Source organism: Zobellella denitrificans (assembly GCF_002237365.1).
Taxonomy (GTDB): Bacteria; Pseudomonadota; Gammaproteobacteria; order Enterobacterales; family Aeromonadaceae; genus Oceanimonas; species Oceanimonas denitrificans.
The window spans coordinates 1-14,667 of the sequence record NZ_NMUO01000039.1 but is presented as its reverse complement, the minus strand read 5'-3'; the positions used below and the strand labels follow the sequence as shown (position 1 = coordinate 14,667).

Sequence of the window (14,667 nt, the reverse complement as noted above, 5' to 3'; positions counted from 1 at the left end):
GCCTTGGTCAGCGGGCGATCTGCAGGGCGAACTGGTGGATGACGGCGGCGGTGATGCCCCAGATCCAGATGCCTTGCCAGGGAATGAAACAGACGGTGTGCAGCCGGCCGCGCCTGCGCAGGGTGAAGAGGTGGTGACGACGCAGATCCAGGACATAGGCCAGGGGCACCTGGAACACCTCGTCCACCTCCTGCGGATTGAGGATAAAATGCGGCCTGCCCTCGATCAGGCCGATAAAGGGGGTAAGCGCGAAACCGGACACGGTATACTGGGAGGGCAGGCGCCCGAGCGGCCGGCACAGGGCCGGATCCAGCCCGATTTCCTCCTGGCTTTCCCGCAGCGCCGTGTGCCAGAGGCTGGCATCGGTGTCGTCCACCCGGCCGCCGGGAAAGCTGACCTGCCCCGGGTGCTGGCGCAGCTGCCGGCTGCGCCGGGTCAGCACCAGCTCCAGCCCTTGTTCCCCGTCGAGCAGCGGCAGCAGCACCGCCGCCGGCCGGGCCTGGGCGGGCAGCACCGGATCCGGCGCCGGGGTAAGCAGGTTGAAACGGGTCAGCAGTTGCTCACGGGTCATAGGGTTTCCAGCACCGGCAGTATCTTGCCCAGTTTATCAAACAACTCCTGGTATTCGGCGCCGGCCTCGGAGTCGGCCACCAGGCCGCCGCCGGCCCAGCAGTAGAGGCGTCCCCGCTCCGCCAGCAGGGTGCGGATGGTGATGCTGGTGTCCATGCGGCCGTGGGCGCTGAGGTAGCCGATGCTGCCGCAGTAGCCGTGGCGGCGATGGGGCTCCAGCTCTTCGATGATCTGCATGGCCCGGATCTTGGGGGCGCCGGTGATGGAGCCGCCGGGAAAGGTGGCCGCCAGCAGATCGGTGCCATCGAGCCCGGCGGCCAGCTCGCCGGTGATGGTGGACACCAGGTGGTGCACCGCCGGGAAGGATTCGATGGCAAACAGGGCCGGCACCCGCACCGAGCCGGGCACGCACACCCGGCCGATGTCGTTGCGCAGCAGGTCCACTATCATCAGGTTCTCGGCCCTGTCCTTGGGCGCCGACGCCAGTTCCTCGGCCAGCCGCCGATCCTCGGCCTCGTCACCGCCCCGGGGCCGGGTGCCCTTGATCGGCTTGGTCTCGACCCGCCGCCCCTCGAGGGCGATAAAGCGCTCCGGCGACAGGCTGAGCACCGCCCCCTCGGGCAACTGCAGAAAGGCGGAAAAGGGCGCGCTGTTGTGCTCGCTCAGGTGGCGGTAGGCGGCCCAGGCGTCGCCCTCGAAGGGCGCCTCGAAACGCACCGTCAAATTGATTTGATAGCAGTCGCCGGCGGCCAGGTAATCCTGCACCCGCTCGAAGTTGGTCCGGTACTGGGCCCGGGACTGGTTGGCCCGCCAGGGGCCGGCCAGGCGGAAAGGCGCCGCCGCCCTCTCCTGCCGTTGCCGCCACCACCCGAGCCGGGCGCCGAGCGCCGCCTCGTCGCCCAGCACCAGCAGGTGGGCACTGTGCTCCCGGGTATCGATAACCCAGGCCCAGTCGTAGATACCCACCGCCATGTCCGGGGTGGTCAGCTCGTTGACCGCCAGCGCCGGCAGCCGCTCCAGCCGCCGGCCCAGATCGTAGCCGAACAACCCCAGGGCGCCGCCGGCGAAGGGCAGATGGTGCCAGGGCGCCGGCAGGCTCAGCTCGCCCAGCAGCCGCTGCTGCCACTCCTTCAGCAGGGAGAAGGGGGAAGCGGTAGACACCTGCTCTTGGTCTTGATGATCGATCACCGTTTGCTCGCCCCGGGTGACCAGGGTGGCCAGGGGGGCGGCGCTGATGATATGGAAGCGGCTGTCGGCCCGGTCGGGGGCGGCCGATTCCAGCAGCATGGCCCAGGGCAGGTGGGCGACGGGGGAAAAGAAGTCATGCACAGAGCCGGAAAACGGCTGGCTGTGAACGTGCAGAAGCTGTGCCATTAAATGTAATCCACTCGACAGTTTTGGCATCCGGCCTGAGGCTGGGCTGGCAGCCGGGGGGCGCTAAGCGTATCATAGCGGGGCTTATAACAACACAGAGCTAACGCCGATAACCCAGAGGAAGCCATGAGCATTATCAAGAAGCAGGACTTTATCGATTCCGTTGCCGACGCCCTACAGTACATCTCCTACTACCACCCGCTGGACTTCGTCCAGGCCCTGGAAAAAGCCTACCACAAAGAGCAAAGCCAGGCAGCCAAGGACGCCATCGCCCAGATCCTGATCAACTCGCGCATGTCCGCCGAAGGCCACAGGCCCATCTGCCAGGACACCGGCATCGTCACCTGCTTCGTGAAGATCGGCATGCAGGTGCAGTGGGACAGCGACCTGACGGTACAGGAGATGGTGGACGAAGGGGTGCGCCGCGCCTACAACAACCCCGATAATCCCCTGCGCGCTTCCATCGTGGCCGACCCGGCCGGCGCCCGCAAGAACACCAAGGACAACGCCCCCGCCGTGGTGCATATCGACATGGTGCCCGGCGATCACGTCGAGGTGGCCATCGCCGCCAAGGGCGGCGGCTCCGAGAACAAGTCCAAGATGGTGATGCTCAACCCCTCCGACGACATCGTCGAGTGGGTGCTGAAGACCCTGCCCACCATGGGCGCCGGCTGGTGCCCGCCGGGCATGCTCGGCATCGGCATCGGCGGCACCGCCGAGAAGGCGGCGGTGCTGGCCAAGGAAGCCCTGATGGATCCGGTGGACATCCACGACTTGATCGAGCGCGGTGCCGAAACCACCGAGGAAAAACTGCGCCTGGAGATCTTCGACAAGGCCAACAAGCTCGGCATCGGCGCCCAGGGCCTGGGCGGCCTGACCACCGTGGTCGACATCAAGATCAAGTCCGCCCCCACCCACGCCGCTTCCAAGCCGGTGGTGATGATCCCCAACTGCGCCGCCACCCGCCACGTGCACTTCCACCTGGACGGCTCCGGCCCCGCCGAGCTGACCCCGCCGAAACTGGAAGACTGGCCGGAAGTGACCTGGGAAGTGGGCGAGAACGTGCGCCGGGTCAACCTGGACACCGTGACCCGCGACGACATCGCCCAGTGGAAGATGGGCGAGACCGTGCTGCTGTCCGGCAAGCTGCTCACCGGCCGTGACGCCGCCCACAAGCGCATCCAGGACATGCTCAACAAGGGCGAGCAGTTGCCGGTCGACTTCAAGGATCGCTTCATCTACTACGTGGGCCCGGTCGACGCCATCGGCGACGAGGCCGTGGGCCCCGCCGGCCCCACCACCTCCACCCGCATGGACAAGTTCACCGACATGATGCTGGAGCAGACCGGCCTGATCGGCATGGTGGGCAAGGCCGAGCGCGGCCCCGCTACCGTCGAGTCCATCAAGCGCCATAAGGCGGTGTACCTGATGGCCGTGGGCGGCGCCGCCTACCTGGTGGCCAAGGCGGTGAAGAAGGCCCGGGTGCTGGCGTTCGAGGATCTGGGGATGGAAGCCATCTACGAATTCGAGGTGGAAGACATGCCGGTCACCGTGGCGGTGGACGCCGAGGGCAACAACGCCCACGTCGCCGGCCCCGCCATCTGGCAGGCCAAAATCGAAGAGCTGGATGCCCAGCTGAAAGCCTGACGACGGCTGGAAGCTGGAAGGCAGACGTTATCAAAGCCCGGCACTGCCGGGCTTTATGTTATGCGGAAGTCGGGGGACAGCCGCTGCCAGTGGGCCCGCAACAGCCGCCGGTGATCCTCCCGCATCGGTAACCCCTTCAGCATGCCGGGCCAGCGCTCCCGGGCCTGCTCCAGCACGTCCAGCAAGTGCACCCGTATTGCCGACCAGGACACGTCCATCCTCCGTGCCCAGGTTTCGAAGGTCGTCAGTTGCATGTCATACCAGGCTTTTTGCCGGGCCATATTAAGCGCCGCGCTGTCCTCCCCATTCACATAAGGCTGGGTACAGACGATGTCATAGGCCGGCGACAGCCTTGGATTACGCCGATCCGGGTAGACCAGGGTCCAGTTTTTGAGGTGAGCGTCGCCATTGGCCAGCAGAATATTCACCAATAGCCGCCGGGCCATCTGCTGCAGATCCGTCAGTCCCTCCGGGCTGAACCGGTGCAGTATGGCGCCAATCTGTTCATAATTTTTCTTGCCGTACTTGTCGTGGACATAGAGTTCGAATACCTGGGCAAAATCTTCCGTGTGCACCCGCCCCTGCTCGCCGCGATCGAAGCGCCGAATGGCGTAGGCGAACTCCTCCCCGGGCAGAGGAATATCGGGTAGCTGATCGAGCTGCGCCAGGGGCACCAGGGCAATATCGGGAATATCGACCCCCACCGCCTGGGCCAGCCTCATCATGGAGAATTCGTTTGCCGGCACCGCCGGATGCAAGGTGGAAGGGGTTTTGATGATCCAGCTGTCTTCCCCTATTTCGGTACCTATGTTGAAACGTCCCTCCCGGCGGACGCTCGAAAACTTCATCTGCACCCCGGCCAGAGAGAATTTTTCAGCCCAACGCCCCACCTCTATCTGTATCCCTTCGACCTGCTCCCGTGCCGACAACGCCCAGGCGGGAAGCCCGCCCATCGGCACCGGCGTCGCCACCAGCGCACCGGGCAGGTTATTGCCCGCCCAGGCCAGCAACGGAAACTCCCGATCCGGGTGTACCCTCAGGGCCGCCGCCATCCAGGCACGCAAGGCGCCTTCGGGCAACAGGTTGGACAAGACCGGCGGTAACCGCAGGTTGTGAACATGGGGCTGGTCCAGATAGGCCTGGTTCACCAACTGGGTGAGGGTGAAGGTGGGCCTGAGCGCGGCCGGCAATGCCCGGTACCCCGGATCGAAGGTCAGAATATTCTTACCGCCGGCGTAATGGGCGAGGATGCCGACAGGCTGACCATGCAGGCTGAGTTGCAGCGCCTCGACGTACTCGGTCCGGGCTTGGATCCCGTTCACTTAATCATCCTCCAGGCCACCGAGCAATTGATCCCAGCTGCCCGGCCGTTTTTCCTCGTTGACCGCGGCGTCGGACGCTTGTGGCTGTGCCGCCTGTTCACGGGGCACCAGCAGAAGTTCCAGCCCCATCCCCTCGGCGATGCGCAACAGGGTACTGAGCCGCGGGTCGCCGCCGGCCTCTATTCGCTGATACTGCTGCTGAGACATGCCGATGCGCATCAGCATGTCTTTCTGGTTCAGAGACAATTGCTGGCGCCGTTGTTTGAGGATGGGCGCCAGCTCGACAAGGTGTTTCATACCTGATCCATCTTCATCCGGCCGGACACATAACAACATATTGATTGTTATCCAGATAAAAAACAACTCAAAAATTGTTAAGGATCACATAAACAACATATAAGCTGTCATTAGCAACTAACCGGTCTCGAACCCCCGATGACCGCCCGGCGCCACCTCTTCCACTTCGATGTCCTCGACCAGGGCACTGCTCGGCCCCACCTTCAGCCAGTCCACCAGCCGCTGCACCTGGCCGGCCTCCCCTTCGGCCACCACCTCCACCCGGCCGTCGGGCAGGTTGTGGGCGTAGCCGCTGAGCCCCAGCTTCTCCGCCTCGCGCTGGGTGTAGAAGCGAAAGCCCACCCCCTGCACCAGACCGCTGACCCGGATTTTTTTCGCCATCTCGCCCATGATTCGGCTCCTCGTTTGTGTTTTACCGCGCCGCCCCCTAGAATTGTGGCCCCTTATTTTCAGCAGCTCCAGCCTATGACCGCAGCCATTACCCTTATCGCCGGACGGGAAAAGTCCCTCCTGCGCCGCCACCCCTGGGTGTTTTCCCGTGCCATCGACAAGGTGCAGGGCCAGCCCAACGCCGGGGATACCGTCGACATCCTGAGCCACAACGGCCAGTGGCTGGGCCGGGGCTTCTACTCACCCCAGTCCCAGATCCGCGCCCGGGTGTGGACCTTCGATAACAACGAAGTGGTGGACCAGGCCTTTTTCCTGCGCCGGCTGCAACGCGCCAAGGAGGGCCGCCAGCCCCTTATCGAGGAGCAGGGCCTCACCGGTTACCGGCTGTGCGCCGCCGAGTCCGACGGCCTGCCCGGGGTAACCATCGACGTCTACGGCGAGGTGGTGGTGTGCCAGTTGCTCAGCACCGGCGCCGAGCGCTGGCGCCCGGCCATCGTCGAGGCGCTCAAGCAGCTCTATCCGGGCGCCTGCATCTACGAGCGTTCCGACGTGGCGGTGCGCAAGAAGGAAGGCCTGAAGGAGCGCAAGGGCCTGCTGGCGGGCCAGTTGCCGCCCCAGCCCGTGGTGATCGAGGAAAACAACGGGGTACGCATCCTGGTGGACGTGGAAAACGGCCACAAGACCGGCTTTTATCTGGATCAGCGCGACAACCGCCGTATCGCCGGCCGCTACTGCAAGGGCAAGCGGGTACTGAACTGCTTCAGCTACACCGGCACCTTCGGCGTCTATGCCCTGAAGGGCGGCGCCGATGAGGTGATCAACGCCGACGTGTCCGAGTCGGCCCTGGCGCTTGCCCGCCAGAATGCCGAGCTGAACGGCCTGGATCTCGGCCGGGCCCGCTTCGAGCAGGCGGACGTGTTCAAGCTGCTGCGCGACTACCGGGAGCAGGGCCAGCGCTTCGACGTCATCGTGCTGGATCCGCCCAAGTTCGCCGAGAGCAAGGCCCAGCTCAACGGCGCCTGCCGCGGCTACAAGGACATCAACATGCTGGCCTTCCAGCTGCTCAACCCGGGCGGGGTGCTGCTGACCTTCTCCTGCTCCGGGCTGATGACCTCGGATCTGTTCCAGAAGATAGTGGCGGACGCCGCCCTCGACGCCGGCCGCGACGCCCAGATCCTGGAGCGGCTCAACCAGGCCGCCGACCATCCCATCGGCACCGCCTATCCGGAAGGCCACTACCTCAAGGGGCTGGTGGTCCGCGCCTGGTAACGGCCAGGGGCCGCCTGCGGCCCCTCGGCTTGATGACGCCGCCATTGTCATGATCGTAGAAGTCGGCCAAAGGGAACGGCTCCGCCGACACGCTGTGAATACATCCCTGTACGCTCGCACATGCCATCCCTGGCATGTGACGGTCGGCGCAGCCGTTCCCTTTATCCGCCTGTTTTGACGCCGCTGTTGCCTGCCAAGGTAAGCCCGAAGGTTTGTCAGCCAGGTAGTCTAACCGTTACTATTAGCACTTTCCGTTTGTGACCAAGGAATCCGCAGTGGACCCCATTCGCCTAACCCAATACAGCCACGGCGCCGGCTGCGGCTGCAAGATCTCGCCCAAGGTACTCGACACCATACTGCACAGCCAGTTGCCCGCCTTTGCCGACCCCCGCCTGGTGGTGGGCAACGCCAGCCGGGACGACGCCGCCGTGGTCGACATCGGCAACGGCATGGGCATCATCTCCACCACCGACTTCTTCATGCCGATAGTGGACGACCCCTTCACCTTCGGCCGCATCGCCGCCACCAACGCCATCAGCGATATCTACGCCATGGGCGGCACTCCCATCGTCGCCATCGCCATCCTCGGCTGGCCGGTCAACCTGCTGCCGCCGGAAGTGGCCCAGCGGGTGATCGACGGCGGCCGCCAGGCCTGCCATGACGCCGGCATTTCGCTTGCCGGCGGCCACAGCATAGACGCGCCCGAACCCATCTTCGGGCTGGCGGTCACCGGCCAGGTGCCGCTCGCGCGGGTCAAGCGCAACGACACCGCCGGGGCCGGCGACCGCCTCTATCTCACCAAGCCGCTCGGCATCGGCATCCTCTCCACCGCCCAGAAGAAGGGGCTGCTGCGGGAAGAAGACGGCCTGCTGGCGCCCGAGGTGATGTGCCAACTCAACAAGCCGGGCCAGGACTTCGCCACCCTGGAGGGGGTTACCGCCATGACCGACGTCACCGGTTTCGGCCTGATGGGCCACCTGCTGGAGGTGTGCGAAGGCGCCGACGTCGGCGCCCGGCTGGAGATGGCCGCCATCCCCCTGCTGCCCAACCTGGATCACTACCTGCAGGCCGGCGCCGTACCAGGCGGCACCCTGCGCAACCTGGACGCCTACGGCCACAAGCTGGCGCCGCTGAGCCCGCGCCAGCAGCAGATACTGTGCGATCCCCAGACCAGCGGCGGCCTGCTGGTGGCGGTGCGCCCCGAAGCGGAGCCCGACTTCCTGGCCCTGGCCCGTCGCCACGAGCTCGAACTCGCCCCCATCGGCCGACTCACCGCCCCCGGCGCCCATCGCATCGAGGTGAGCGGTGACTGAGCTGACCGCCGATTACGATGTGCTGCTGGGCGAAGATGTGCCCATGCTGGATCTGCGTGCCCCGGTGGAATTCATCCAGGGTGCCTTCCCCTCGGCCAGCAACCTGCCGCTGATGACCGACGACGAGCGGGCCCGGGTCGGCACCTGCTACAAGCAGCAGGGCCAGGCCGCCGCCATCGCCCTCGGCCACCAACTGGTCTCCGGCGAGGTGCGCGCGGGGCGGCTGCAGGCCTGGCTCGACTGGCTGGACGCTAACCCCCGGGGCGTTATCTACTGCTTTCGCGGCGGCCTGCGCAGTCAGACGGTGCAGCAGTGGCTGGCCGAGGCCGGCCGGCCCGTCCTCCGGGTGGAGGGCGGCTACAAGGCCCTGCGCCGGCGGCTGCTGGCCGTTATCGAGCAAGAGTTCCGCCAGCCCGGCTATGTGCTGGCGGGCCTGACCGGCAGCGGCAAGACCGACTGGCTCAGCCGTACTCCCCTGGCCCTGGATCTGGAAGCCTACGCCCATCATCGCGGCTCCAGCTTCGGCCACTGGGGCGAGCCCCAGCCCACGCCCATCGACTTCGAGAACCGGCTGGCCATCGCCCGGCTCAAACAGCGCCGGGCCGGTATCACGCCCTGGCTGGTGGAAGACGAAAGCGCCATGATCGGCCGCTGTCCCCTGCCCCTGTCGCTCTACCAGCGGATGCAGCAATCGCCGCTGCTGGTGCTGGAAGTGCCTTTCGAGCAGCGGGTACGGCAGATCCAGCACGACTACGTGGATTTGATGCAGGCCCGCTTCGGCAACGACATGGCCCGCCTCGGCGACTACCTGCAGGGCGGCCTCAAGCGCCTGTACAAGCGCCTCGGCGACCGGGAGTGGCGCCGGCTTTCCGCCATCATGGACGAGGCCCTGACCGCACAAGCCCGCGGCCTGGGCAGCGACGGCCACCAGGCGTGGATCACCGAGCTGCTGGAGCGCTACTACGATCCCATCTACCGCCGCCACCTGGCCGCGAAGGAAGCCCGTGTGGTCAAACGCGGCGACGCCGGCGAGCTGGCCGACTGGCTGGCCAGTCGGCACCAGGCCGACACTTCGCCCACCACCACATTATGTTAAAAATGGAAACTCAGCATGCTTGAACGAATCACCCTGCCGGTGACCCCCTTCGCCCAGAACTGCAGCCTGATCTGGTGCAGCCAGAGCCGCAAGGCCGCGCTCGTCGACCCCGGCGGCGAGACCGAGCGACTGCTGGCGGCGGTGGCGGAGCGCGGCCTCGAGCTGGAAAGCATACTGCTCACCCACGGCCACCTGGATCATGTGGGCGCCACCGGCGAGCTGAAGGCAAAGACCGGGGTGCCCATCATCGGCCCCGGCCGGGACGACGCCTTCTGGATAGAAGCCCTGGTGCAGCAGGCGCAGATGTTCGGCTTTCCCCCGGTTAACGACTTTGTACCCGACCGCTGGCTCGCGCAGGGCGACAGCGTCACCGTCGGCGAGGAAACCCTGGAGGTGTATCACTGCCCCGGCCATACCCCGGGCCATGTGGTGCTGCTGCACCGGGCGCAGCGGCTGGCCTTCGTGGGCGACGTGCTGTTCCGGGGCAGCATCGGCCGTACCGACTTTCCCCGCGGCAACCACCAGCAGTTGATCGACAGCATACTGCACACCCTGCTGCCGCTCGGCGACGACATCACCTTCGTGCCCGGCCACGGCCCGGAAGGCACCCTGGGCGAAGAACGGCTGCACAACCCCTTCCTGCGCTGAACGCCGCCTTCTGCCACACTGAGGGCAGGAGGTGTCCCATGGTCAAACCCAAGCAGGGGCCGCGCAATCCGCCGGCCCCGCATTTTCCGCCCAAACGCCCCATATCGCCGCCCCGGCCCAAGCCGGCGCGGCATCACTCGGGCGCGCCCCAATGCTGAAGCAGGGCGTCTTTCAATACCTGCAGTTTGGCCGAATGCTGCCTTGACGGCTGATAGACCAGGGAGAGCGGATGCGGCGGACGAGTGTAATCGGCAAGAATAGCTTGCACTTCCCCCCTGGCGAGGGCCTCCCGGGCATAGAACGCCATCACCTGTACTATGCCGACCCCCTGGCGGGCGGCGTCCAGCAAGGGATCGCCATGGTCAAACACCAGATTGCCATCGACGTCGACCTCGCAGGTCCGGCCCGACTCGCTAAAGCACCAGTTGTCGGGTCGGCCCGTATGCTGGCTGCGTACCCGCAGGCAATTGTGGGCCACCAGCTCGCGGGGATGTCCGGGGATGCCCCGGCGTGAAAGATAAGCCGGGGAGGCAATGGTCACCCAGTCGAGGGGCGCCAGAGGCCTGGCGATAAGACGCTGATCCCCTATGGTCCCCGTGCGAAGCACGGCATCGAAGCCCTCGTCCACCAATTCGACCATCCGGTCCGTCATCACCATGTCGACCTGCAACTGCGGATGGCGCTCGAGCAACCGGGCCAGGATCGGCATCAGTACCACCCGGCCGAAAGCGGATGGCGCGCTGAGCTTCAACACCCCCGACGGAGAGCAGCGGCGATCCTGCAACTGCCTTCTCAGTTCCTCCAGCCCTCCCACCAGCGGCGCACTGCGCTGGTAGAACAGGATGCCATCCGGCGTCAGGCTGAGCCCCCTGGTATTGCGGTGCAGCAGACGTACTCCCAACTGCTGCTCCAGCCGGCTGATGGCGCGGGACACCCCGGACTGGGTCACCCCGAGTTGCAGCGCCGCCTCGGTAAAACTCTGGCACTCGACCACCTTGAGAAACTGGCGAACCGCATTCAAATCCATGATTAAAGTCATTTCTGAAATCAATTTTAAGGGATTAATAAAACTTAAATCATAGGAAATACTGTCGCAACTTTCATGACCACCAACGACAGGTACCACAGATGCCCAACCACCACACCTCAACCATTCCCGTTTCGGTCTACTTGCTGGCCTTTGGCATCTTCGCCATGATCAGCTGCGAGCTGCAAGTCCTGGGCATGATGCCCCTCATGGCCCGGGATCTGGATCTCGGCATCCCGCAGGTGGGCTATCTGGTTTCCCTCTATGCCGCCGCCATGGCGACAGGCGGCCCGCTGCTGACACTGCTGCTGGGCACCCAGCCTCCCAAACGGGCAATCTACCTGCTCTACGCCATCTTTATACTGGGGGAAAGCCTGGGGGCCCTGTCCTACTCTTATGGGCAACTGGTGGTCTCACGCCTGGTCACCGGTGCTGTTTCCGGTGCCTTCTTCGGCATCGCGATAGGCATGTGCGGCCGTCTCGTTCCCCCCGGCCTCGCCATCCGCGCGGTGGCCATCGTCCTGGCCGGGATCATGGTGGGCACCATACTGGGTCTGCCCCTGGCAAGCCTGGTGGGGGAACACTACGGCTGGCGCGCCAGCTTCTGGCTGGTGGTGGCCCTCGCCCTGCTGGGTGTCCTCAGCAGCGCCGCCCTGCTGCCAGCCTTGCCCGCCGCGGCGAGGATAAGCCTGTCCCAGGAACTGGCGGCGTTCCGCAATCGGTCGCTCTGGTATGTCTACTCCACCAGTTTCTGCGTAATAGGCGCCACCTATGCCGCCTTCAGCTACTTAGTGCCCATCCTCACCCAGGTCGCCGGCTTTGCCAGCAGCAGCGTTTCTCTCCTGCTCTTCGTTTATGGCATCGCCATGCTGCTCGGCAACCACCTGGTGGCCATGCTCGCCGGCAGGCGGAACATCCTGATCCTGGCCATTGGATTGGTGCTGCAAATCCTGTTCCTGTCATTGCTGGCCCTCTTCATCCAGCACTCGTGGGTCGCAGTCGCGGCCGTGATCGGCCTCGGGCTGGTGGGAGTCAGCATGAACCCGGCCATGGTCAGCCGGATCATGCAACTTCCTCATGGCGAACGTCCCCTGGTCAATACCGTCCATGCCTCTGTGATCACGCTGGGCATCATGTTCGGCAGTTTTGCCAGCGGCCAGGTCCTGGAGCAGGGCTACAGCCTGCTCTCCCCCATGTGGGTCGGCGTGGCGGTGGCACTGGTCGGCCTGCTGACCCTGATGTTGAACACCACCGGAAAAACCGCGCCAATATCATCGGCAATCGACCGCGGGCAGGAGGTTTCAGGCCCTACCCCGCCAGATGCTCGTTAAAGAACGCCAGGGTGCGGGACCAGGCCAGCTCCGCTGCCTCGGGGTGGTAGCGGGGGGTGGAATCGTTGTGGAAGCCGTGCTGGGTACCCGGATACTGATAAGCCTGGTAGCTCACCCCGTGGCGTTGCAGGGCGGCTTCATAATCCGGCCAGGCGACGTTGATACGCTCATCATCCTCGGCCATCTGGATCAGCAGGGCGGCCTTGATGTCGGCCACCTTGTCCAGTGCCGGCGGCATGCCGTAGAAGGGCACGGCGGCACCGACCCGTTCCGGCAACTCGGCGGCCAGTTTGTTGGCGATAAAGCCGCCGAAGCAGAAGCCCACCACCCCGAGTTTGCCGTTGCCTCCGTCCAGCGGTTGCAGGAAGCGGGCGGCGGCGGCAAAGTCGGCGGCAATCTTGTCGCCGTCCAGTTGCTGCTGCAGGGTCCGGCCGTCATCGTCGTTGCCCGGGTAGCCGCCCAGCGGGAAGAGCGCATCGGGCGCGAAGGCGATAAAACCGGCCTTGGCCAGGCGCCGGGCCACGTCCTCGATATAGGGATTGAGGCCGCGATTCTCGTGCACCACCAGCACCAGGCCGGGCGGAGACGATGGGTTACGGGGCTGCACCAGATAGCCCCGGCCCTTGCCGTGGCCTTCGGGGGAATCGAACTCCCGGTAGCTGGCCAGGATGTCCGGATCGGTGAAGGACACCTGCTGGGCCAGGGCATAGTCGGGCCTGAGGGCCGCGAACAGGGCGGAAGCCGTCACGCCGCCCACCGCCACCCTGGCCAGGCCGGTCATGAACTGGCGCCGGTCGATGAGCCCGTGAGCGTACTTATCGTAGAGGTCGAAGGCCGGCTTGGGAATGGCGGCGGGGTCGGGTTTGCGCATGACGGAGACTCCTGTCTGGATGGCTACCCGGCCAGTATAGCAAAGGCAGGGAGGACTCAATCGTCCCAGTCGTCGTCATCCTCGTCCCTGGCCGGCTCGTCGCGGGCCGGGATGGCCACCGCCGGCGCCAGTACCGCTACGGCCGCCAGCAGCTTGCGCCGGGGTTGCCAGTTGCCGACAAAGCCGAAGCGATAGCGGTGGTCGTCAAGCTTGAAGCGATCCTCGACCTGGGCGCCCAGGGCCTCGTTGATTTGCTGCAGTTCCTGCTCGTTCAGGGACAAGTCCAGGGTAAAGGCGATGACGGCGCCGTCATGGCCTGGCAGCTTGCCCCGATTCACCGCCTGCACCCGCTCCCGGGGCAGCGCCATCGCCACCTTGCCGACGCCGTTGACGATATAGAGGCGCTCGGCGTCGAAGGCCAGGTTGATCAAGCGCTGCCGGCTCCAGCTCGGCGGCCACAGGCTCATCAGCAGCACGACGCCACCGAAGATCACGCCGACCCAATGAATAAGGCCGAAGCCATCCTGGCCGTCCCACAGGGCCATGGTCACGGCAGCCAGACTGGCCAGCAATACCAGGCCATGGGTAAGGTAGAAGCGCACCGCGGGCGGACACAGCACGAACTCCAGGGGGCGTTCGAGCACCTGTTGCAAAGGTAAACGCTGTACTGTCATCATCATGTTCCCTCAACTTCAGAGGGCCTAACCCTAGCAAAAAAAGCGCCGGCCATAAATAATGACCCCTATCGGGAATAAGGGGGACAAACGAATGATGAAATGGTGCTGGCTCTTGTTATTGCTGCCCGGATCCCTCTGGGCCGAGGCCATCGGTGGTTATTCCGCCGGTTGCCAGATGAACGCCCGGGCCCTGCCCGGCAGCGGCCCCGGATTTTATCTGATCCGAAGCGAACGCCAGCGCTACTACGGCCAGCCCCAGATGATCCACTACCTGCAGGATCTGGGACGCCGGGTCGACCAGGCCGGGCTGCCGCCCATGCTGGTGGGGGATATCGCCATGCAGCGGGGCGGGCCCTTCGCCTATGGCCACCGCAGCCACCAGACCGGGCTGGACGCGGACATCTGGCTGCGCAGCCCGCCGGAAAATCCCCTGCCCCGCCAACTGGAAACCATAGCGGCGGTGGACATGGTCGATCATCGCCACTATGTGCTGACCGCCGATTTTCAGGATAAGCAGCGCCAGTTAATCGCCCTGGCGGCCCAGGATCACCGGGTCGACCGCATTTTCGTACACCCGCTGATCAAGCAGGCCATGTGCCAATCCCATGGCGAATCTCCCTGGCTCAGGAAAATCCGCCCCTGGTTCGGCCATTCCAGCCATTTCCATGTGCGCCTCGCCTGCCCTCAGGGCCAGGCCCGCTGCCAACCCCAGGCGCCGGTACCTGCCGGCACCGGCTGCGGCGCCGAGCTGGCCGGCTGGCTCAACGACAGGGCCGGTGCGATCACCGCCGTCCCGCCCACGACCCGGAGCCCCGTTTTTCCCAAGGCCTTCTTT

The 14,667-nt window shown here is 65.3% G+C and carries 15 protein-coding genes; 7 read left to right on the top strand and 8 right to left on the bottom strand.

What is annotated here, in order from left to right; genetic code table 11:
• Positions 1-7: 7 nt before the first annotated feature.
• Together CGX12_RS10025 and pabB are read right to left on the bottom strand one after the other, a co-directional pair.
• Positions 8-571: a CoA pyrophosphatase gene (locus CGX12_RS10025; protein ID WP_094039745.1), complete on the bottom strand. Its 564-nt coding sequence runs from the start codon at positions 569-571 to the stop codon at positions 8-10.
• A complete protein-coding gene (gene pabB / locus CGX12_RS10020; protein WP_094039744.1) occupies positions 568-1,944 on the bottom strand; it encodes an aminodeoxychorismate synthase component I in 1,377 nt (458 codons plus the stop codon). The genes CGX12_RS10025 and pabB overlap by 4 nt, the downstream gene beginning before the upstream one ends.
• Before the next feature lie 126 nt (positions 1,945-2,070).
• On the opposite strand from pabB, the gene CGX12_RS10015 reads away from it, so the two are divergent.
• On the top strand, positions 2,071-3,591 hold the full coding sequence (locus CGX12_RS10015; protein ID WP_094039743.1) for a fumarate hydratase: 1,521 nt from the start codon (positions 2,071-2,073) through the stop codon (positions 3,589-3,591).
• Positions 3,592-3,644: 53 nt separating this feature from the next.
• Here the strand turns inward: CGX12_RS10015 and CGX12_RS10010 are convergent, their stop codons facing one another.
• From CGX12_RS10010 to yccX, 3 genes are all read right to left on the bottom strand, one after another.
• Positions 3,645-4,913, bottom strand: coding sequence for a type II toxin-antitoxin system HipA family toxin (locus CGX12_RS10010; protein WP_176442041.1), 1,269 nt, complete (start codon positions 4,911-4,913; stop codon positions 3,645-3,647).
• The gene (locus tag CGX12_RS10005) at positions 4,914-5,210 is read right to left on the bottom strand and encodes a helix-turn-helix domain-containing protein (RefSeq protein WP_094039742.1); all 297 of its coding nucleotides are present in this window, start codon (positions 5,208-5,210) and stop codon (positions 4,914-4,916) included. It lies immediately after the preceding gene.
• Between the two features lie 117 nt (positions 5,211-5,327).
• Entirely contained in the window at positions 5,328-5,600 is a 273-nt protein-coding gene (gene yccX, locus CGX12_RS10000; RefSeq protein ID WP_094039741.1) for an acylphosphatase, read from the bottom strand.
• A gap of 75 nt (positions 5,601-5,675) precedes the next feature.
• On the opposite strand from yccX, the gene CGX12_RS09995 reads away from it, so the two are divergent.
• From CGX12_RS09995 to CGX12_RS09980, 4 genes are all read left to right on the top strand, one after another.
• Entirely contained in the window at positions 5,676-6,869 is a 1,194-nt protein-coding gene (locus CGX12_RS09995; protein WP_094039740.1) for a class I SAM-dependent methyltransferase, read from the top strand.
• A gap of 275 nt (positions 6,870-7,144) precedes the next feature.
• Positions 7,145-8,182, top strand: coding sequence for a selenide, water dikinase SelD (gene selD / locus CGX12_RS09990; protein ID WP_094039739.1), 1,038 nt, complete (start codon positions 7,145-7,147; stop codon positions 8,180-8,182).
• Positions 8,175-9,278 carry a tRNA 2-selenouridine(34) synthase MnmH gene (mnmH, locus tag CGX12_RS09985; RefSeq protein ID WP_094039738.1) on the top strand — a complete coding sequence of 368 codons (1,104 nt, stop codon included), beginning with the start codon at positions 8,175-8,177 and terminating at the stop codon, positions 9,276-9,278. Before selD ends, mnmH begins: the two co-directional genes overlap by 8 nt.
• Before the next feature lie 15 nt (positions 9,279-9,293).
• A complete protein-coding gene (locus tag CGX12_RS09980; protein WP_094039737.1) occupies positions 9,294-9,926 on the top strand; it encodes an MBL fold metallo-hydrolase in 633 nt (210 codons plus the stop codon).
• Between the two features lie 133 nt (positions 9,927-10,059).
• On the opposite strand, the gene CGX12_RS09975 is transcribed toward CGX12_RS09980, so the two are convergent.
• The gene (locus CGX12_RS09975; RefSeq protein ID WP_094039758.1) at positions 10,060-10,953 is read right to left on the bottom strand and encodes a LysR family transcriptional regulator; all 894 of its coding nucleotides are present in this window, start codon (positions 10,951-10,953) and stop codon (positions 10,060-10,062) included.
• Positions 10,954-11,054: 101 nt separating this feature from the next.
• Here CGX12_RS09975 and CGX12_RS09970 point away from each other — a divergent pair, with 101 nt between their 5' ends.
• Complete coding sequence (locus CGX12_RS09970) at positions 11,055-12,284, top strand: MFS transporter (protein ID WP_094039736.1); 1,230 nt, start codon at positions 11,055-11,057, stop codon at positions 12,282-12,284.
• Here CGX12_RS09970 and CGX12_RS09965 read toward each other — a convergent pair.
• Together CGX12_RS09965 and CGX12_RS09960 are read right to left on the bottom strand one after the other, a co-directional pair.
• Positions 12,262-13,155: a dienelactone hydrolase family protein gene (locus tag CGX12_RS09965; protein WP_094039735.1), complete on the bottom strand. Its 894-nt coding sequence runs from the start codon at positions 13,153-13,155 to the stop codon at positions 12,262-12,264. The genes CGX12_RS09970 and CGX12_RS09965 overlap by 23 nt on opposite strands.
• Positions 13,156-13,211: 56 nt before the next feature.
• The gene (locus CGX12_RS09960) at positions 13,212-13,835 is read right to left on the bottom strand and encodes a hypothetical protein (RefSeq protein ID WP_232513416.1); all 624 of its coding nucleotides are present in this window, start codon (positions 13,833-13,835) and stop codon (positions 13,212-13,214) included.
• Positions 13,836-13,923: 88 nt separating this feature from the next.
• On the opposite strand from CGX12_RS09960, the gene mepA reads away from it, so the two are divergent.
• Positions 13,924-14,667, top strand: a 744-nt coding sequence (gene mepA / locus CGX12_RS09955) for a penicillin-insensitive murein endopeptidase (RefSeq protein WP_142995603.1), incomplete at its 3' end; no start/stop codon positions are given.